The organism is Wolbachia endosymbiont (group B) of Gerris lacustris (assembly GCF_964028355.1).
Taxonomy (GTDB): Bacteria; Pseudomonadota; Alphaproteobacteria; order Rickettsiales; family Anaplasmataceae; genus Wolbachia.
Genome location: NZ_OZ034761.1, coordinates 471333 through 490593, shown reverse-complemented (window position 1 = coordinate 490593; position 19261 = coordinate 471333). Strand labels below are relative to the sequence as shown.

At 34.1% G+C, this 19261-nt stretch carries 18 protein-coding genes and 3 pseudogenes; 10 read left to right on the top strand and 11 right to left on the bottom strand.

Translation table 11 applies throughout. From position 1 onward, the window contains the following. Positions 1-58: 58 nt before the first annotated feature. Both hslU and hslV read right to left on the bottom strand, forming a co-directional pair. Entirely contained in the window at positions 59-1510 is a 1452-nt protein-coding gene (gene hslU / locus ABWU62_RS02470; protein WP_353287411.1) for an ATP-dependent protease ATPase subunit HslU, read from the bottom strand. A 1-nt stretch (position 1511) separates the two neighbouring features. After that, positions 1512-2066, bottom strand: coding sequence for an ATP-dependent protease subunit HslV (gene hslV, locus ABWU62_RS02465; RefSeq protein ID WP_026092657.1), 555 nt, complete (start codon positions 2064-2066; stop codon positions 1512-1514). Positions 2067-2148: 82 nt separating this feature from the next. Here hslV and gshA point away from each other — a divergent pair, with 82 nt between their 5' ends. After that, the gene (gene gshA / locus ABWU62_RS02460; RefSeq protein ID WP_353287410.1) at positions 2149-3303 is read left to right on the top strand and encodes a glutamate--cysteine ligase; all 1155 of its coding nucleotides are present in this window, start codon (positions 2149-2151) and stop codon (positions 3301-3303) included. Here the strand turns inward: gshA and ABWU62_RS02455 are convergent. From ABWU62_RS02455 to ABWU62_RS02445, 3 genes are all read right to left on the bottom strand, one after another. Further along, on the bottom strand, positions 3300-4085 hold the full coding sequence (locus ABWU62_RS02455; RefSeq protein ID WP_353287409.1) for a hypothetical protein: 786 nt from the start codon (positions 4083-4085) through the stop codon (positions 3300-3302). The two genes, gshA and ABWU62_RS02455, sit on opposite strands and share 4 nt — an antisense overlap. A 61-nt stretch (positions 4086-4146) precedes the next feature. Continuing rightward, positions 4147-5109 carry a ferrochelatase gene (gene hemH, locus ABWU62_RS02450; RefSeq protein WP_353287408.1) on the bottom strand — a complete coding sequence of 321 codons (963 nt, stop codon included), beginning with the start codon at positions 5107-5109 and terminating at the stop codon, positions 4147-4149. 266 nt (positions 5110-5375) lie between these two features. After that, positions 5376-6200 (bottom strand): hypothetical protein, encoded by an 825-nt coding sequence (locus tag ABWU62_RS02445; RefSeq protein WP_353287407.1) that lies wholly within the window; start codon positions 6198-6200, stop codon positions 5376-5378. Between the two features lie 106 nt (positions 6201-6306). On the opposite strand from ABWU62_RS02445, the gene ndk reads away from it, so the two are divergent. The 8 genes and pseudogenes from ndk to ABWU62_RS02405 all read left to right on the top strand — a co-directional run bounded on the left by ndk (position 6307) and on the right by ABWU62_RS02405 (position 13711). Then, positions 6307-6726 carry a nucleoside-diphosphate kinase gene (gene ndk / locus ABWU62_RS02440; protein WP_353287406.1) on the top strand — a complete coding sequence of 140 codons (420 nt, stop codon included), beginning with the start codon at positions 6307-6309 and terminating at the stop codon, positions 6724-6726. 125 nt (positions 6727-6851) lie between these two features. Further along, positions 6852-8030: an aspartate aminotransferase family protein gene (locus ABWU62_RS02435; protein WP_353287405.1), complete on the top strand. Its 1179-nt coding sequence runs from the start codon at positions 6852-6854 to the stop codon at positions 8028-8030. Positions 8031-8098: 68 nt separating this feature from the next. Beyond that, positions 8099-9376, top strand: coding sequence for an HlyC/CorC family transporter (locus tag ABWU62_RS02430; protein WP_353287404.1), 1278 nt, complete (start codon positions 8099-8101; stop codon positions 9374-9376). A 9-nt stretch (positions 9377-9385) separates the two neighbouring features. Continuing rightward, positions 9386-9643, top strand: a complete 258-nt coding sequence (locus ABWU62_RS02425; RefSeq protein ID WP_353287403.1) for a DUF2312 domain-containing protein — start codon at positions 9386-9388, stop codon at positions 9641-9643. Beyond that, positions 9636-10211 (top strand): UbiX family flavin prenyltransferase, encoded by a 576-nt coding sequence (locus ABWU62_RS02420; RefSeq protein WP_353287402.1) that lies wholly within the window; start codon positions 9636-9638, stop codon positions 10209-10211. The genes ABWU62_RS02425 and ABWU62_RS02420 overlap by 8 nt, the downstream gene beginning before the upstream one ends. Beyond that, positions 10195-11082 carry a bifunctional methylenetetrahydrofolate dehydrogenase/methenyltetrahydrofolate cyclohydrolase FolD gene (gene folD, locus ABWU62_RS02415; RefSeq protein WP_353287401.1) on the top strand — a complete coding sequence of 296 codons (888 nt, stop codon included), beginning with the start codon at positions 10195-10197 and terminating at the stop codon, positions 11080-11082. Before ABWU62_RS02420 ends, folD begins: the two co-directional genes overlap by 17 nt. A gap of 234 nt (positions 11083-11316) precedes the next feature. Then, a protein-coding gene (locus ABWU62_RS02410; RefSeq protein WP_353287090.1) for an IS630 family transposase occupies positions 11317-12322 on the top strand; the annotation gives its coding sequence in 2 pieces (ribosomal slippage) (positions 11317-11778 and positions 11780-12322; 1005 coding nt in all). 157 nt (positions 12323-12479) lie between these two features. Then, positions 12480-13711, top strand: a pseudogene (locus ABWU62_RS02405) (IS256 family transposase). Between the two features lie 36 nt (positions 13712-13747). On the opposite strand, the pseudogene ABWU62_RS02400 reads toward ABWU62_RS02405, so the two are convergent. The 5 genes and pseudogenes from ABWU62_RS02400 to ABWU62_RS02380 form a co-directional block, all read right to left on the bottom strand. Beyond that, positions 13748-14174: pseudogene (locus ABWU62_RS02400) on the bottom strand (IS4 family transposase); the annotation flags it as partial. A 5-nt stretch (positions 14175-14179) separates the two neighbouring features. Next, a protein-coding gene (locus ABWU62_RS02395) for an IS5 family transposase (protein WP_353287093.1) occupies positions 14180-14972 on the bottom strand; the annotation gives its coding sequence in 2 pieces (ribosomal slippage) (positions 14180-14707 and positions 14709-14972; 792 coding nt in all). A gap of 62 nt (positions 14973-15034) precedes the next feature. After that, positions 15035-15771, bottom strand: a pseudogene (locus ABWU62_RS02390) (IS4 family transposase); the annotation flags it as partial. 350 nt (positions 15772-16121) lie between these two features. Then, positions 16122-16208 carry a transposase family protein gene (locus ABWU62_RS08350; RefSeq protein WP_410542193.1) on the bottom strand — a complete coding sequence of 29 codons (87 nt, stop codon included), beginning with the start codon at positions 16206-16208 and terminating at the stop codon, positions 16122-16124. Positions 16209-16510: 302 nt separating this feature from the next. Further along, positions 16511-17530, bottom strand: a complete 1020-nt coding sequence (locus ABWU62_RS02380; protein ID WP_353287400.1) for an Mrp/NBP35 family ATP-binding protein — start codon at positions 17528-17530, stop codon at positions 16511-16513. Between the two features lie 70 nt (positions 17531-17600). Here ABWU62_RS02380 and ABWU62_RS02375 point away from each other — a divergent pair, with 70 nt between their 5' ends. Then, positions 17601-18254 carry a hypothetical protein gene (locus ABWU62_RS02375; protein ID WP_353287399.1) on the top strand — a complete coding sequence of 218 codons (654 nt, stop codon included), beginning with the start codon at positions 17601-17603 and terminating at the stop codon, positions 18252-18254. Here ABWU62_RS02375 and ABWU62_RS02370 read toward each other — a convergent pair. Next, a protein-coding gene (locus tag ABWU62_RS02370) for an IS630 family transposase (RefSeq protein WP_353287090.1) occupies positions 18217-19222 on the bottom strand; the annotation gives its coding sequence in 2 pieces (ribosomal slippage) (positions 18217-18759 and positions 18761-19222; 1005 coding nt in all). The genes ABWU62_RS02375 and ABWU62_RS02370 overlap by 38 nt on opposite strands. Between the last annotated feature and the right edge of the window lie 39 nt (positions 19223-19261).

Sequence of the window (19261 nt, the reverse complement as noted above, 5' to 3'; positions counted from 1 at the left end):
AAGTAAGAGAAAATAAAACTTCTTGAGTGCTATATATTACTTAAAGAAAAAGTTTCTTCTAAAGTATAAACTTAGATAAATCAAGCTGCTTTGAAATTGATTCAAGCTTATCTCTTACGTGCTTGCTATCTATAACAAATTTTTCACTATTTTTTTCAGAAGCGATAAAACTTATTTCATCCAAAAGCTTCTCCATGATAGTATGAAGTCTTCTTGCACCTATATTTTCCACTTCTCTATTAACTGTAAATGCTATTTCAGCTATAGTCTCTATACCATCATCAGTAAACTCAAGTGTTACATTTTCCGTTTTCATTAACGCTATATACTGTTTTAACAAACTAGATTCTGGTTCCTTTAATATTTTTATTAGATCCTCTTGAGTAAGCGCCTTAAGTTCCACTCTAATTGGCAATCTACCCTGTAATTCTGGTAAAAGATCAGATGGCTTAGATAAATGAAAAGCACCAGATGCAATAAATAATATATAGTCTGTTTTTACGGGGCCATACTTAGTTGAAACAGTTGTTCCCTCAAGTAATGGTAACAGATCGCGCTGCACTCCTTCTCTGTTAACTTCACCTTTTATTTCTGTACGTGCTGCAATTTTATCTATTTCATCTAAAAACACTATGCCTTCATTGCTAACAAGATCAATCGCTTCTTTGATTATCTTGTCTTCATCCATTAACCTTTCGCTTTCTTCATTAGTCAATATTTCACGTGCCTCTTTCACTTTAACTGTAATAGTTTTTGTTTTTTTGCTCCCATTAAACATCTTGCCCACGATTTCTGTTACGTTCATCACACCAATTTGCCCACCTGGCATGCCAGGTATATCAAAAGTGGGTAACATACCCTTGCTCTCCCTGACGTTAATAGAAACTTCTCCATCTTCAAATTCCTTATTTCTCAGTCTTTCTCTGAAAACTTTTTTGCTTTCCTCGGTTGCATTTTCACCAACCATGGAGTTGACTATTATCTTTTCAGCCAAACCTAAAGCTTTTTTAGTTAAGGCTTTACGTGCTTTTTCCTTAACTAAAACTATTGCTGCATCAACTAAATCACGTATTATCGAGTCAACATCACGTCCAACATATCCTATTTCAGTAAATTTCGTTGCTTCAACTTTTATAAAAGGTGCACCAGCAAGCTTTGCTAAACGGCGAGCTATTTCAGTTTTACCAACTCCCGTATGGCCTATCATGAGTATATTCTTAGGTATAATCTCTTCACGTAGTGGAAGTGGTACTTTATTTCGACGCCAACGATTTCTGAGTGCAATAGCAACAGCACGCTTTGCGTCATTCTGCCCGATTATAAATCTATCCAACTCTTTAACTATCTTCTGTGGTGGTAGATCATCTAATAAAGCTTGTGAGCTTTGGATGCTGCTACTTTCTGTACCTTCATTTTCATAGAGGCTATTTTTCTCATTACAGTCATCATTATTATCAAATTGACCTACCACGGATTGACCAGAAGAATTGGTACACAAGGTTCTTGACATATTACTCCTTTATTTTTTCAATAATTAGATTATGGTTTGTATAAACACATATATCGGCAGCTATCTTCATAGCCTTTTTTGCAATCTCCTCTATTGATATTCCTTCAACGTCAATCAAAGCTTTTGCTGCAGATAAAGCAAAATTTCCTCCAGAGCCAATGGCTGCAATGCCATCTTCAGGTTCAAGAACATCACCCGTTCCTGTAATGACCAATGAAATGGACTTGTCTGCCACGATCATCATAGCTTCTAATTTTCTTAAATATTTATCCATTCTCCAGTCTTTTGCAAGTTCAACACATGCCCTCATTAACTGTCCTGGGTGCTTATCAAGTTTAGATTCTAGCCTTTCGAAGAGAGTAAATGCATCAGCTGTTGCTCCAGCAAAACCGGCAATTACGGAATCGCCAGAAAGACGCCTAACTTTTTTTGCTCCAGATTTTATAACGGTATGGCCTAGCGAGACTTGCCCATCACCTATTACTACTACATTTTTGTCTCTTCTAATTGACAGTATAGTAGTACCATACATTTTACTGCTGTCATGATGAATCATTTTTTTGTTATTTTAATTCGTTATATTATATTAAGATTATAACTTATAATATAGTACTTTTCTTATAACATTTAAAGTGTAGATGCAAAACATAATTCGCCCAGATTTGGAAAAAAGTATAAATAATTGGTTTGAGGCAAAATTTAACGGCCTTACATTGCCATTTTATAGCTCTATAGATCTTAGGAATTCAGGCTGCAAAATTGCTCCAGTAGACGCTAATTTATTTCCTGCAGGTTTCAACAATCTGAGCGAGGTATCGAGAGTAACAGCAGCAAAATTGATAAAAAGCTACTTCGAAACAAAACAATATAAGAAAGCCCTTATAATACCGGAAAATTACACACGAAATAAAATGTATATAGAAAATGTATTTGCCATAGAAAAGGTGCTTCAACTTGCAGGTTTCGAAACTAAAACTGGTCTCTTTCACAGTGAAGCATATAATTTAATAGAATTATATGAGACTATTGTAAAAGAAAATTCTTTGTTAAAGACAACTTCAGGATTTGTACCCGATGTTATTATACTGAATAGAGATATGACAAGCCACATTCCAGATATTCTCAAAAATGTAAAACAAGAGATAATACCGAGCCCACTTTATGGTTGGCACAGTAGACAGAAATTTAAGTATTTTAAAATTTATCAAGAATTATCATTCGAATTTTGTGGCGAGTTTAAAATAGACCCGTGGCTTATTTCTGTGCTTACAGAAAGCTGTAATGGAGTTGACTTTAATGATGATTCATCACTAGGAGCAGTAGCGACTAAAGTTGATCAAATATTATCTCTAGTGCAAAAAAAATATGAGGAATATGCAATAAAAACACAACCTTACGTTTTTATCAAAGCAAGCAATGGCACATACGGAATGGGTATCATAACAGTGACAAGTGGTGAAGAAGTGTTAAACCTCAACAAAAAAAAGCGCAGTAAAATGAAAAAGGTAAAGGAAGGTATAGAAGTAAGTAGTGTTATTATACAAGAAGGTGTACCAACTATCGATGTATTTAAAAGCAATTCTGCAGAACCGCTAATATATTATATAGGAAATACACCTACGTGCTACTTATATCGATGTAATAGCAGAAAAGATATATATTCTAGCTTGAATTCCACTGACTGTGAATTTTATGACATCAGCCAAGAAAATAAAACTCTGCCACTTTGGAATATTGTTAGTAAATTAGCAGTGCTAGCATTGGCAGTGGAAATCAGGTCTTTTCATCTCTAATCATTAATTTCTACAATGCTGCCATTATGCTGAATATGGTGAGCGTCATCAAGTCCAGTAGAAGGATCAGTGCCATTATTAGGCTGATTGACAAACTTATCGATGTTTGATACTAGATATGCTATACTTAGTATCAAACTGACCGTAACAGTTAAGTTGAAGTTATAGATTATGCCACCACCCAAGTCTATCGGTATAGTTGCAATTTCCATTCTCTTTAATGTAAAGCTTAATAAGCCTAATGACAAGGTTATCGTGCTGAAAATAACATCTTTTCTACATTCAGCAGATTTTTCAGGATTCTTATTATCCAGATACTTCTTCCATGTATAATAATAGCTTATAAATTCTGAAAATAAAAACAGAACTGCTGATATTAAGCTAATATAACTTATTATATCTTTATTGTTCCCAGCTAGGAAATGAATGATTTTTGTCTGCATCAATATTCCTATTGTACAATTTGCCAAGAAGGCTAAGCTACCTATAACCTGTGCTCTTTTTTTAGGCTCACCTTTATCGTCCTGAGATTTATATCCAGCTAACTTGAGTCCAGAATGAAGAATGAGTAATGTTGATGTTGGTAATTTTATGAACTTGGCAATATCTAATATAGTACAAATATTGGATCTGTTGTTATCAATAAACTCGCAACAGAATTGCAATGAAATTTTACACAATATGCCTGTTAAACCTACTGCAATACAATACATCTTTCTAATATCATGATTGTGAACATCATGTATACTTTGTATAAATGTATTTGGTTTACCTTTTGGCATAAGTAGATAATAAAATAATAACTTTTTAATATTGTACTATAAAAATCTAAAAAGAAAAGTGCTATAAATCAGTACCTTGAGAGTGATCTAAACATAAATCGGCCAAGCACTTGATAAATAAGAGATCAGTACTGAGAGTTGGTACGCGAAAGTAATATCCGTCTTTGATAATTGCTTTATACTCTATATCAAGTTCAACCAGTGTTTCAGAATGCTCAGAAACAAAAGATATAGGTGATAAAACTACAGGTATATTATCGTCTTTCGCGCGTGATAGCTCACTTTCAGTGCTAGGCTCCAACCATTTTACAGGGCCAACCTTACTCTGATAACATATTCCCCAATCAAGATCTTCAATATTCAATTTTTTTACTATTAATTTTACTGTTTTTTCTATCTGTGAAGCGTAAGGGTCGCCTTTTTTAATGATACTAAGAGGCAAGCTATGAGCTGAAAACAGTACTCTTGGCTTACCGATTTTGCTAGCTAACTTGTAGTACTTAGCTGTCAGATTGGTGTGAGCTTCAATAAAGTCTTCATTGTCATAATAATTATTGATTATTGTTGTGTTACATTCCAGGCTATGTTTTTTGGCATTTTTTTGCCAATTCTCGATGGATGATAGAGTTGTGGTGGTTGAATATTGCGGATATAGTGGTAACAGAATGATTTCGTCAGGGTCGAATTGCTTTACACTTTCAACAACTTCATCAGCAAATGGATGCCAATAACGCATGCAGATGAATATCTTATATACATGGCTTCCATTTTCATTTAATTTTAGTTCTAAAGCATCAGCTTGTGCTTTCGTATTCTCCAAGATTGGCGATTTACCTCTAATGTGCTCGTATATTTCTTGTGCAGTACTTTCTCGCCTTTTGGAGATAAATTTTGCTAAAAGGAAGCGAAAAGGATTTGGTAGATTTATTATTCTTTTATCGTAAAAAAGATTAAATAAGAAAGGACGTACTGCACTTAGTGAATCAGGTCCGCCAAGGTTAAATAAAATAACTGCTTTTTTCATTAGATCTGTTGCAAATTATTACTGAAGCTAAAAGCTTGCTTTTTGCCTCCATTCCAGAGCATTATGCATGACAATATTGCGGTTTGAGTAGCAAGAAGAATGTCATCCCAGTGCTTTGACACTGGGATCCAGGATTTCACTAAATTGGTGAGTATAAAAGTACTATAAAAAAACAGCATCCTCGATGAAGTTGTGTGAAAATGCTGGATTCCAGTTTCAAGCACTGGAATGAGAAAATAGAGTACGTTTAAATAGAAGAGACACATTTAGGCTCCGCAGCAAGTTGCTTTTGGGGTACCTATAAGATTAGCTACACACTCATCAAGTTTAGTTACAGGCACTAAATTTCTTATATTAGCGTACAATAAGTGGACAGACTTCTGCATGTTACTCTCTGTGGATGAAAAGCTTCTATCGAAAACCAGATCGACACAAAAACTTGGCACTGCTTCAAGAACTTCAACAGTAGCTAAAGATAGCATGATACAGCTTTGTAAGGCCTTTAGAATAACCGTAAGAGAAACTTTAACGAAACAACAAGAGGTGCTTTCATTCAGTGACTGCCCTGGATTAGGTGAATTATACTCAATATGCTGTCTGTTTTTATTAAAGATAGGAAATTTCATGGTGTCTTTCTTAAATTGCTCGTATATTTCTTCTCTACTATGGCCAGTGGTATTTAACCATTTCGTTTCCATTAATTTCTGACGCAGTTGACAAGTTCTCACAACAAAACATGTTGCAACCATCAGTGCAGCGCATGTAAGTGCACACTCCACAAGGCTTATATTACCTACCATAGCTGGTAATACAAAACAAACAAGCAGCGGTACGGCAATCATTTCACCAAATGGAACAACATTTCTTTTCATCGCAAAAGCAGCACCTTCTTTTAATTTCATATTACGATTCAAGCTATACTCTAACCAGCTCAAAGATGCTAAGCTGAAAGTCAAAAACCCTTTCGTTCCACAAAAAATTGATGACTTTAAGTTATTGATCAATTTTTCAGTAGTAGATGCAAGTTTAACTGGTTGTTTAATAGCAGGATCAATATGTCCATTATTTTTGTTATGACAACATTCACCCATACAATACCTCCTTGATGATTTATCCTTGACTATAAATAAAAAATCTCTTTGATGGAACAAAAATTCGCAATAAAGTAAATATACGATCTTAATATAAGGAAATGATATGGTAATTGAAAGAACACTTTCGATATTAAAACCTGATGCAGTAAAAAATAATATTACAGGTAATGTAAATTCTTACATTGAAAAATCTGGACTAAAAATTATAGCACAAAGAATGATGCTGCTGACAAAAAAACAAGCAGAGCTATTTTATGAAATTCATAAGGATAGGCCTTTTTTTGGAGAATTAGTGGAATTTATGACTTCTGGGTCTGTAATAGTTCAAGTTTTAATCGGTGAAAATGCAGTAAGTAAATATAGGCAAATAATGGGTGCTACAGATCCAAAGCAGGCAGATAAAGGCACAATTAGGGGCGATTTTGCTGATGATATTAGTGAAAATAGAGTGCATGGTTCTGATAGTCTAGAGAATGCTCATAGAGAAATAGCTTTCTTCTTTGCTGAATGTGAATTGGTGTAATTTTACTTTACTATACAGAATTAAATTTTCTAGGTTTTATGTCAAGCCATGGAATATTAACTAAACTTTTAGTTATGAAGAAAAAGCTTTATGTCAGTTTCATAAATAGCATAAGATAATACTAAATGGATTATATAGTTAATGCTTATAATAGATCTAAAGCTTCTATAGTTAGAGGAGAAGGAGTATATCTCTTCGATAAGGATGGTAAAAAATATTTAGACTTTGCTGCGGGAATTTCTACAACCTCTCTAGGGCATTGTCATCCATATATTACAGATAAACTGAAGGATCAACTGGATTCGTTGTGGCATTGCTCTAATATTTTTACTATTCCCCAGCAGGAAAGGCTTGCTCAGCGTTTAACGGAACTTACCTTTGCCGATAAAGTTTTTTTCTGCTCAAGTGGACTTGAAGCAACAGAAGCTGCAATTAAATTTATTCGCCGTTACTTTTACTTCAATGGACAAGAAAAACGCAATCGCATTATTACAATTGAAGGAGGTTTTCATGGCCGTAGTATTGCTGCAATTTCTGCTGGAGGAAATGAAAAATCACGCGAAGGCTTTGCTCCGCTCCTTTCTGGTTTTGATAAAGTTCCAAGAAATAACATTGAAGCATTAGAAAAGAAAATCAATAGCGAAACAGCTGCCATATTTTTAGAGCCCATACAAAGTGAAGGCGGAGTACATCCATTGGACGTAGAGTATCTTAAAAAAGTAAGGGAGATAACAAAAGCTCAAGGAATAATTTTATGCTTTGATGAAGTGCAATGCGGATATGGACGGATTGGCTCTCTATTTTACTATCAAAATATAGGAGTTGAACCTGATATGCTCACTTGTGCGAAGGCTATGGGCAATGGATTTCCTCTGGCTGCATGTTTAGTAAAAGATTATATAGCAGAAGCAATCACTCCAGGAACTCATGGGTCAACTTATGGAGGTAATCCACTTGCTATGACTGTTGGTAATGCAGTACTCGATGTAATGCTAAAGGAAGGCTTTTTTGACCATGTTAAGAAGGTCAGTAAATATCTAAAAGAAAAGTTGTTGCCTTTGACTGAAGAATTTCCGAAGATCGTTTCAGAAGTTCGTGGGGAGGGTTTATTGATAGGGATAGAGCTTAGGGTACCTTTGGCTGATACAATTGTTAAACAATCTCTTGACAAAGGCTTAATAATGACTAAAATTTTGAATAATAGGGTAATAAGAATAACTCCTCCACTTGTTGTTGAGAATATGCATGTGAATGCAGTGTGTGATATATTTCATGATTTATTTTTTTATGTTAAAGATATATAGACTTGCAAATGCCTCTTACAACATATAAAATCAACTCTGTTTCTATATCGCAATAACATCATACTTTAATGGATTGGTTATTGATTTCAGTATTGTCAGCAATTTTTTTCTTATTGATTTTATCGTTTTTGTTCTCAGGAGCAGAAATAGGGTTAACCTCAATTAGCCGATCCCGAGTTAATAAACTAAAGCTAGAAGGTAACAAAAAAGCTAAGATAATAGAGCTTTTGTTAGGTAAGAAAGAATTAACAATAGGAACAATATTAGTATGCAACACAATTATTAACATTACTTGCTCTGCTTTATTTACAGCAATATTTATAAATTCTTTTGGGAGCGAGGGCATACTTCTTGCAACATTTACGATGACGTTTTGTATTTTGCTATTTTGTGAAGTTTTACCAAAAACTTACGCCATGCAAAATCCTGAAAAATTTACATTACTTTCTGCTTATTTTATGCTGTTTTTTGTTAAGATTCTTTCTCCATTGACATTAGGCATTCAATTTATTGTCAATCTCATTCTGAAGTTATGCGGGCTTCATAAGAATAGGGAAGTGATATCTGCAGCAGATGCAATGCGTAATATGATTACTCTTCATCGCAGTGAGGGAACTATGTTACAACAGGATTTAGATATGCTAAATAGTATACTTGATTTGGCTGAGACAGAAATATCACAAATTATGACCCACAGGAGAAACTTATTTTCTCTTGATATAGATCGAAACAAAGAGGACTTAATAAGAGAGATTTTAACCAGCAGACATAGTAGGGTACCTTTATGGCAAAAAGAACCAGATAATATTGTTGGAGTGGTTCACGTGAAAAATCTAATAAATGCCTTGCGTGAAAAGGACAATAAAATAGAGGTTGTTAAAGTGATGTCGAAGCCTTGGTTTATACCAGAAAGTACACCGCTTAGTGTACAACTTCACAACTTCCGTAAAAATAGGAAACACCTTGCATTTGTTATTGATGAGTATGGAGCGTTGCAGGGAATTGTAACTCTTGAGGATATACTGGAAGAAATAGTTGGAGAAATTTCGGATGAACATGATTTGATTACAGAAAATTTTATAAAAAAAATATCTGATAGCGTGTATCACATAGAAGGAAAATCTACTATTAGGGACATTAATAGACAATTAAATTGGAATCTACCTGATGATGAAGCTACAACTCTAGCAGGTATGATTGTAAATGAGATAGAGCGCATTCCTGACGAAAATGAAAAGTTTTCCATGTACGGTTTTTACTTTAAGATTTTAAAAAAAGATAAAAATATTATTACTGTTATTGAAGTACAAGTAAAAACTGATAATACTATAGCAGCAATTAATTAGTTGGGTTCTATGGAAGATACAGTAAAAATAACGGCTGAAGATTTAAAGAGCTATATAGAGAGAATCGAAAAACTTGAACAAGAAAAAAGGGATGTGCAAGATCACATTCGTGATGTATATACAAAAGCTGCAGATGAAGGTTGGGATATAAAAGTGATGAAACAGATTATTAGGCTAAGAAAGATGGATGATGATGACAGAGAGGAACAGGAAATATTACTTGATACCTACAAACGTGCATTGGGAATGAATTACGAAGGTGAATAGTAGGATTGTAATTGGAATAAGTGGAGCATCTGGTTCTATTTACGGTGTACGGATTCTAGAGGCACTAAAAAATACCAATCATGAAACTCATTTAGTGATAAGTCGTGCTGGAAAAATAACTCTAGCTCATGAGATTAAAGAAAAACTTGAAGATATTACATCACTTGCAGATTTTTACTATTCTGAAGAAAAAATAGGAGAAAAAATAGCAAGTGGCTCATTTAAAACCTCAGGAATGATTGTAGCACCATGCTCTATGAAGACAATGTCTGAAATTGCATCAGGTGTTACTTCCAATCTATTGACAAGGGCTGCAGATGTAACGCTAAAAGAAAGAAGAAAATTAATTCTTATGGTGCGAGAGTCACCACTACATCTTGGGCATTTACAAAATATGTTAAAATTAACGGAGATGGGAGCAATAATTACTCCACCAGTGCCTGCTTTCTATATTAAACCAAAATCGTTGGATGATATTATTAATCATTCTGTTGGCAAAATATTGGATTTATTTGATATCAAATTACCTGACTTTAAGGAGTGGCAAGGAAGTGACAATTATTATTGATGGTAAAAAAATAGCAAACGACCTATGTGAGAGGCTATCACAAAAAATTGATATTTTAAAGAGAGAGTATAACATTTTTCCTTGCCTGAAAGTAATTCTCGTGGGCAGTAATCCAGCAAGTCAGGTTTATGTTCGCAACAAACAGAAAAAAGCAGAATCAATAGGCATAAGTTCTGAGACCATTGTTTTGCCTAATAATATTTCAGAAGATGAATTGATTGAAAAAATCAATGAGTTAAATGAAGATCGATCTGTGCATGGCATTTTAGTACAGTTGCCTTTACCAAATCATATTAGTGCAAGCAGAGTAATTAACGCAGTAAGTATTGAAAAAGATGTAGATGGCTTCCACGATGAAAACGTTGGTAGATTAGTTAAAGGTGAAAAAAACTGCCTTATACCTTGTACTCCTAAAGGTTCTTTGCATTTAATTAAATCAATTGAAGAGAACCTTTCCGGTAAAAACGCAGTGGTGATTGGTAGGTCAAATATCGTGGGCAAACCAATGTTTCACCTATTGTTGCAGGAAAATTGTACCGTTACCATCTTGCATTCACAAAGTAGGAATTTAGATGATTATTGTTCTAAAGCGGATATAGTAGTTGCAGCAGTTGGAAAGCCAAATTTTGTTCAATCAGATTGGATAAAAAAAGGTGCAATAGTGATTGATGTTGGCATAAATAGCGTTAACATAGGAAATCAAAGTAAGCTTGTAGGTGATGTTGACTTTGAGGGAATAAAAGAGAGAGCTAAAGCTATGACCCCAGTACCCGGGGGCGTTGGCCCAATGACAATTGCATTTCTAATGATGAACACTATCATTGCTGCTTGCTTGCAGAAGGGAGTTGATGCTTCTGATTTTATTGCTTAAGGTTTAGCTTAAGGTTAGCATAAACAGAGTACTTTTGCAAATAGCACATATATAGCACCGAGCATACAACCGTACGCGTCAAGTTAAGGAAAAATGAGCAAATTTATTGAACTCAAAGTTGATATTCTTGTTTTTCTATATTTATCTTTTAATACCAATTCCCGCTATACAAGCAACGAATAGACAATAATGGAAAAAAAGCCATACTGGAGTAAGTAAAATAGCGAGGTTTAGATGGCATTAAGATCAAAATTATTGGATGAAAAAGTGGTGGAATCAGCAAAAGAGATGCTGAAGAAAGTAAGAAATAATGCGTATGTTGCAAAAAAACTAAATGCTGTAATTGCAGCAAAAAAGCACAGTATAACAGCTGTAGCAAAAATATGTTGCATTTCGAGAAAGGCAATTACTACATGGATAAAGCACATAAAATTTGGAAGAGAAGAAAAATTATTTTCTCCACCTCAACGCCGTAGAAAAACTATATTGAACCAAAGTCAACTTGAACAAATTGAGGTGTGGATAGAGGAAAACCCCAATATTACTATTAGAGAAATGAGAATAAGAATCCAAGAAAGATTTGGTTTGAATATCAGCAAATCCACAATACATCGTAATATGCAAAGAATGAAATTCTCATATATCACACCAAGACCAGTTCATAGTGGACAGGATAAAAATAAGCAAGAGGAGTTTAAAAAAAAACCTCAATGAAACTATTGTCATGCATTCTGAAAAAGAGCTATTTTTCTTCGATGAATCACGGTTTGGTACACATTCAAAAGTTGGACATGGGTGGTTTAAAAAAGGCAGTAGGACACAGGTTAAGGTAAAATTAGGTAGGGAAAATTTTTATCTCTATAGTGCAGTTAATCCCAGAAATGGAGAGAATTTTAGCTTATTTGCACCAAACGTCAACACTGCTTGTATAAATATATTCCTTGAACAGATGTCGCAATATTTAGGAATACGAAAGGCTTTTCTCGTGATGGATTGCGCTAGTTGGCATAAGTCAAAAAGTTTAAAGATACCTAAAAATATCGAAATTATATACCTACCACCATACTCACCTGACCTCAATCCTGTTGAGAGGTTTTGGTTATATATAAAACAGAACATTTTGCGCAATAAAATCTACGATACAATTGTTCTGCTTGAGAGCGCTTTGTGTAAATTTATTACCTCTCTTTCCCCTTCCACGGTTAAACAACTCTGCAATGCTTCTTATTTGGTTCATTAATAATGAGAGTTGGTATAAGGAGAATTTTGACCAGGTTGAGATGAGTTTTTTGAGGAAAATTTGCACTTTACTGACTACACAATTTAAGGGAACGTTCAAAAAAGTGTGTCAAACCGAAAAAAAAGTAATAAATTGATATAAAAAATGGAGGTTTGATATGAGTCAAGCAAATAGAACTACTGGTTTGGTAGATTATAAAGAATTAGAAACAAATATCCTGTCATCTATACGAGAAGGAAGACCATTGACAGGAAGAGATGGAGCATTAACACCGTTTATAAAAAGGTTGCTAGAGGCAAGTCTGGAAGGTGAAATAGAAAGCTACATGTCAGCTGAAAGTGAAGAAAATAACCGAAGAAATGGGAGAAACGCAAAAACTTTACGCACGAGTGCAGGCTCATTTGAGCTGCTAACACCAAGAGATAGGGAGGGAAGCTTTGAACCACAAATAGTCAAAAAAAGGCAAACAAGCCTACATCCAGAACTTGAAGCAAAGGTCTTAAGCACATATGCCAGTGGCATGGGATACAGAGATATAGCTTCACATGTTGAGGAAATATATGACCACAAAATATCAGCAGCAGAGATATCTAGTATTACCGATAAACTGCTACCAGTAATCAATGAATGGCGCAGCCGCCCACTGCAATCAGTGTATCCAATAGTATTTATGGATGGCATGTTTTTTAAGGTCAAGGAGGACGGACATTGCATAAGTAAATGTATGTATAATATATTGGGCATAAATCAAAATGGCAGAAAAGAAGTATTAGGTTTTTATTTGGCTGAAAGTGAAGGAGCTAACTTCTGGTTGGGAGTACTAAATGACCTCAAAGAAAGAGGAGTAGAAGATATTCTAATTGCCTGTATTGATGGGCTAAAAAGCTTTCCTACCGCTATAAATAGTGTATTTCCTAAAGCAGAAGTACAGCTATGCATAGTGCATCAGATAAGGAATTCACTGAAGTATGTATCTAGCAAAGATGTAAAAGTTTTCATAAATGATTTGAAAAAAATATATCGTGCTTCAAGTAAAGAGATTGCTGAGAATTATTTGCTTGAGCTGGAAGAAAAATGGAGTGAAAAATATCCCTTGGTTACAAAATCATGGCAAAACAATTGGGAAAATTTGTCTGGTTATTTTAAGTATTCTGGACCAGTTAGGAAGCTGATTTACACCACCAATCCAATTGAGGGATTGCATAGACAAATTAGGAAATTTACTAAAACTAAGGGCTCATTTACTAATACAAATGCCTTGTACAAAAGGTATATTGTGCTATAAAAAAGGTAGAGCAAAAGTGGACTACAGCTTTGCCTAATTGGGCATTAACTATGTCTCAGCTTGACATTTTCTTTCCCAACAGACTGAAAATTGAGTTGAACTAAAAATGCGGCTTGACACAGTTTATTTAACACTCCCCAATTTAATGTTAAGAATAGCTCTCTAACTCGCCTTTTTAGCTCAATAAATGCCTTTGTTAAGCTAAGTTCTGTATTCTTTTTCACTTCTGTGCAACCAACTATGCTGTGAAATATAAGAATTGCGCACAATTTAGCATATAGTTCACATAATACTCTGCATGGCTTTCCTTTTAGCTTATCAAGTCTGATATGGCTTTTATACAATTTAAATAATTTGCCACCTTACTCTGTAAATCGTTAATACTTGCTCAGCACTAATTTTATTTTCTGGAACATTAGTTTTGACCAGTTCAACAATTTTTGATTTCTTTTAGAGGATGTATATCCCTGCGATCTTGCTAATCTATTAGCTTTCCTTCTTCTGGCCATATTCAGTTAGTTTCTGACATATAATTCTTACTCTAATTTTTGCTTCTTTTCCTAAGAGCCTGTTCATAATCTTTTGAGGAGCAAGGCAGTAAAAGCTAGAACGACCATTTGTAGTCTAGTATTGAGTTTACGCTCGCAATTTTTCCATAACCGTCTACACTTTTCCAGCCAAGCAAAAGAACGCTCTACAACCCACCTTTTTGGCAATACAACAAAGGTATGTAATTCACTTCGTTTTATTACTTCAACGGTTGCACCAATAGTCGTTTTTATTTGAGTTGCAAAATTTTCTCCTGTATAACCTGCATCAACTAGTATATTTTGAACTTCGGAAAGATTTTTTCTTGCGTTACAAATCATCTCTACAGCAGCAGTACGATCTCCGATATTAGCTGTAGTAATATAAATTGCATGTGGCAAACCTTGCGTATCTACTGCAATATGACGCTTTATTCCTGAAATTTTCTTGCCGGCATCATAACCTTTTTCTTCAGCAATATCGGTGTTTTTTACACTTTGAGCATCAATGATGCAGAAGCTTGTTTTTGTATTCCGACCACTGTTGAAACGAACCTCTCCAACTAATTTTTTTTAAGACAATTTCTAGAACACTTTCTCTATCTTCATTCGGTTTTTTACTCCATCTCTTGAAGTAATCGTAACAATTGCGCCATTTTGGAAACTCTTTTGGTAGCATTCGCCACTGACAGCCACTTTTTAGCACATAAAGTACACCGCAAAATAACTCATATAAATCCAGTTTTCTTGGTTTTGTTTTTTTTCTACAGGATTCTAGATCTGGTAATATAATCTCAAATCTTTCCCGACTTATATCACTTGGGTATACACTCCTCATATATCCTAACTTATATACATTATCTCTTAGTTTATTCCTTTCTTGAGATCATGTACAGGTTCTAACAATACCTCGTTTTCTAAAAATAACTTATCCTCTAAACATTCTAATAACTCCATTTTTTGATTTGTTTCTACATCATATATGTTGGTATCGGATTTATAACGACTTATGAAATAAGCTCCTATTTCATTGATTTGTTTAAAAGAACTTGGCACAAAATAACCGAGATCAGATATTAGCAAATCATTGCTTAATATATTACTTAAATGTTTCCTATATCCCTGGTCTGATCTTACTCCCTCCGTTAAATTAAGTTGGTCTATTATCTGATTCATGTAGTCGAAAACTAATTGTAACTTTATTCCAGACTTAGTATTGCTTTCATAGCCACTGTAGCTAGTACCATAACCTTTATACATCTCTTCCATATTGTTAGGTAGAGTAATATAGCTACTGTCCAATAATTTAACACTATTAAATAGCTGTAAGATTTTGCAATCAACTTGCAAGATATTTTTAAAAAGAACCATAGATTCATTATACATCCTTTTCATAAATTCCACTGCTTCTTCAGTAAACCTAAAATCTAGACCCTGTTTTGTTATTACTACAGATGCTTCGTTTAATAATTGGCACATTGTATCTATGCTGCAGTTTGCAACTCCTATATTACCCCAAATTATAGCTTTTATGAATGATGAACTACTCAATTTTCTCTTCCTTTTCTGTTTTAATTATTTGCTCTCTCATTGAAAAATTTGTTGAGGTAATTTGATAAGCAAGTTATTTTATTCATCATTAGTTCTCTCACTAAAATATATCCGAGAGAACTTATACCTTGTTATCCTATCTTCTTCATACCTTTATTTCCTTAACTTGACGCGTATGCTTTATTTAACACTCCCCCTCAAACATGAGTTTTAATTGATCCTGCTGTTGACCTAACTCATGCTGAAATTAGTTCCATACCGTTTCGCAGTAGGTCTTATATACGCTGGAATGAAATTCTAAGCTTTTTTCCTAAGTCTCTTTTGCTCTTTCTATAGGGCCATCTATTACTAAAATCTCGTATTCTACATTTGACTTTAATAGCTCTTTATCTTCCTGAAATCTGGATGTTTTATCAATGCATCTTCTATCCAGCCGTTAGCAAGCACTTTCACTTATTCCATAGCTTTGTGCTATATGGAAATATGTACGGTATTTACGCAAATATTCTAGTGCTATTAACAAACATGCATTGTTTATTTGGTTTTCCTCCTCTTGCCTTTTTATTGGCCTCTTCCTCTATTAAAATTTCTATTATTTTTCCAATGTTTTTCTTTTTACTCTTGTTAGTCTTCGAAGCTTCTCTTCATCAAATTTACTTGCCTGCTCAAATTTTATACCTTCCCTAATATTGCTTCTACTACTTGTTTCTTAAGTTATCCAAGAAGTCTATTGTTTGTTCAGACACGAGGTAGCTGCTGCCATTTGAAATATTTTATTCACCTAAAATTACATTCTACTTATTTTAAAAGTAGTTTAAACAAACTTTATAGACTGCATACAAAAGACCTAACATCTTTAGCAATGTCTTCATAAATCCTTACTAAATCCTCACTTAGCATTGAAGGATCTCCACAATCAGAAGCACTACATATTTTCGGATCTAGAGGAACTCTGCCCAAGAGTTTGACTCCCAGCTCTTCAGACATTTTTTTTGCACCGTCTTTTCCAAATATGTGTATTTTTGAATTATCTTGAACAAAATAGCTCATATTTTCCACAATACCGATAATTGATACGCTGAGCTTTGTGAACATATCATAAATTTTTCGTGCATCAATTAAAGCAAGCTCCTGTGGGGTTGAAACTATTATTGCTCCAGTTAAACTAAAATTCTCCATCAGACTTAAATGTACATCGCCAGTGCCAGGCGGTGTATCAATGATTAAATATTCTATATCAGACCACCTTGTTCCCATTAGCAAATTGTAAAGTGCTTTTGTGATCATAGGTCCACGCCATATTGCTGCGCGGTCCTTATCAATAAAATAGCCAATTGAAATAGTATAGAGACCATGTTTCTCTATAGGCATTGCTTTACCACTCTGTATTTCTGGTTTTAAATTCTCAGTGCCCAATATTTTAGGAATCGAAGGACCATATATATCTGCATCAACTAGCGCAACTTTATATTTTAATTCTGCTAACGAAAGAGCTAGATTTAGTGCAACTGTCGACTTACCCACACCTCCTTTACCAGAAGCAACGACAATTATATTTTTCACTCCTTCGATATGAAGTTTAGCTTTTTGTTGCCTAGCTTGTTTTTGACCAGTAGCAACTACAGTAACCTTCCCTACTCCCGTTATCGCCTTAACAGCTTGCTCACAATTTCTTCTTAATTCTTCATTTTCTTCAGTAACTTCAAGAGCAAAGGCAACATCTTTACCCTTAATAACAATTGAAGATACTGTGCCAATACCCTGACCACCTTTTTTCTCTATGACTTTTTTTAAGCTCTCTCTTATGATTTCCTCATTGATCATTGTACATTTTTTCCAGAACATATTATAAAATTTCTTCTATCAGTGTATACTAACATAAACTGCACTAACTTGAAAATGAGGTTACAAAAATATGCTAAATCATCAAAATTTAACACGAAAACAAGAAGATTTGTATTTTCAGTTAAAAGGATCCATATGGAATGGAAGAAGCATCAGTAATATCTTGAAAGCAGTTTCAAAAAATGATTTACTAAAAGTTCTTACAACAGAATATACTACACGATTTCCAAGAGGTGGGGGACGCACCTTGACACTTCTTAGCCTTACTATACATAGAAATAACAATGAATGTGTTAATTCTATTTTAGAACAAGCTAAAAACAATGGTATATTGCAAGAGATTATTAATACTGAAAATATTATACACTATAAAGATGATAGGTCATACACCTTAACATCGCTTGGCTTTGCCATATATGAAAATAAGGAAAGATATGTTAATGCTATTTTTGTAAAAGCTCAGGAAAGTGGTATATTACAAGATATTCTTGCTGCTAGAAATATTATAAAGTTAAATATTATATCATATGCTTTAACACCACTTAGCTTCTCTATATATAAAGGTAATAACGAATGTATCAATTCTATTTTAGAACAAGCTCAAAATAATGGTATGCTGCAGGGTGTTTTTGTTGCTGAAGATATTGCAACACGGCCTTTAAGTTGTCTTATACCAACTCTCATTATTAATGAACCAAATAAGAAGCATTGCAGAGTTGTTTAACCGTGGAAGGGGAAAGAGAGGTAATAAATTTACACAAAGCGCTCTCAAGCAGAACAATTGTATCGTAGATTTTATTGCGCAAAATGTTCTGTTTTATATATAACCAAAACCTCTCAACAGGATTGAGGTCAGGTGAGTATGGTGGTAGGTATATAATTTCGATATTTTTAGGTATCTTTAAACTTTTTGACTTATGCCAACTAGCGCAATCCATCACGAGAAAAGCCTTTCGTATTCCTAAATATTGCGACATCTGTTCAAGGAATATATTTATACAAGCAGTGTTGACGTTTGGTGCAAATAAGCTAAAATTCTCTCCATTTCTGGGATTAACTGCACTATAGAGATAAAAATTTTCCCTACCTAATTTTACCTTAACCTGTGTCCTACTGCCTTTTTTAAACCACCCATGTCCAACTTTTGAATGTGTACCAAACCGTGATTCATCGAAGAAAAATAGCTCTTTTTCAGAATGCATGACAATAGTTTCATTGAGGTTTTTTTTTAAACTCCTCTTGCTTATTTTTATCCTGTCCACTATGAACTGGTCTTGGTGTGATATATGAGAATTTCATTCTTTGCATATTACGATGTATTGTGGATTTGCTGATATTCAAACCAAATCTTTCTTGGATTCTTATTCTCATTTCTCTAATAGTAATATTGGGGTTTTCCTCTATCCACACCTCAATTTGTTCAAGTTGACTTTGGTTCAATATAGTTTTTCTACGGCGTTGAGGTGGAGAAAATAATTTTTCTTCTCTTCCAAATTTTATGTGCTTTATCCATGTAGTAATTGCCTTTCTCGAAATGCAACATATTTTTGCTACAGCTGTTATACTGTGCTTTTTTGCTGCAATTACAGCATTTAGTTTTTTTGCAACATACGCATTATTTCTTACTTTCTTCAGCATCTCTTTTGCTGATTCCACCACTTTTTCATCCAATAATTTTGATCTTAATGCCATCTAAACCTCGCTATTTTACTTACTCCAGTATGGCTTTTT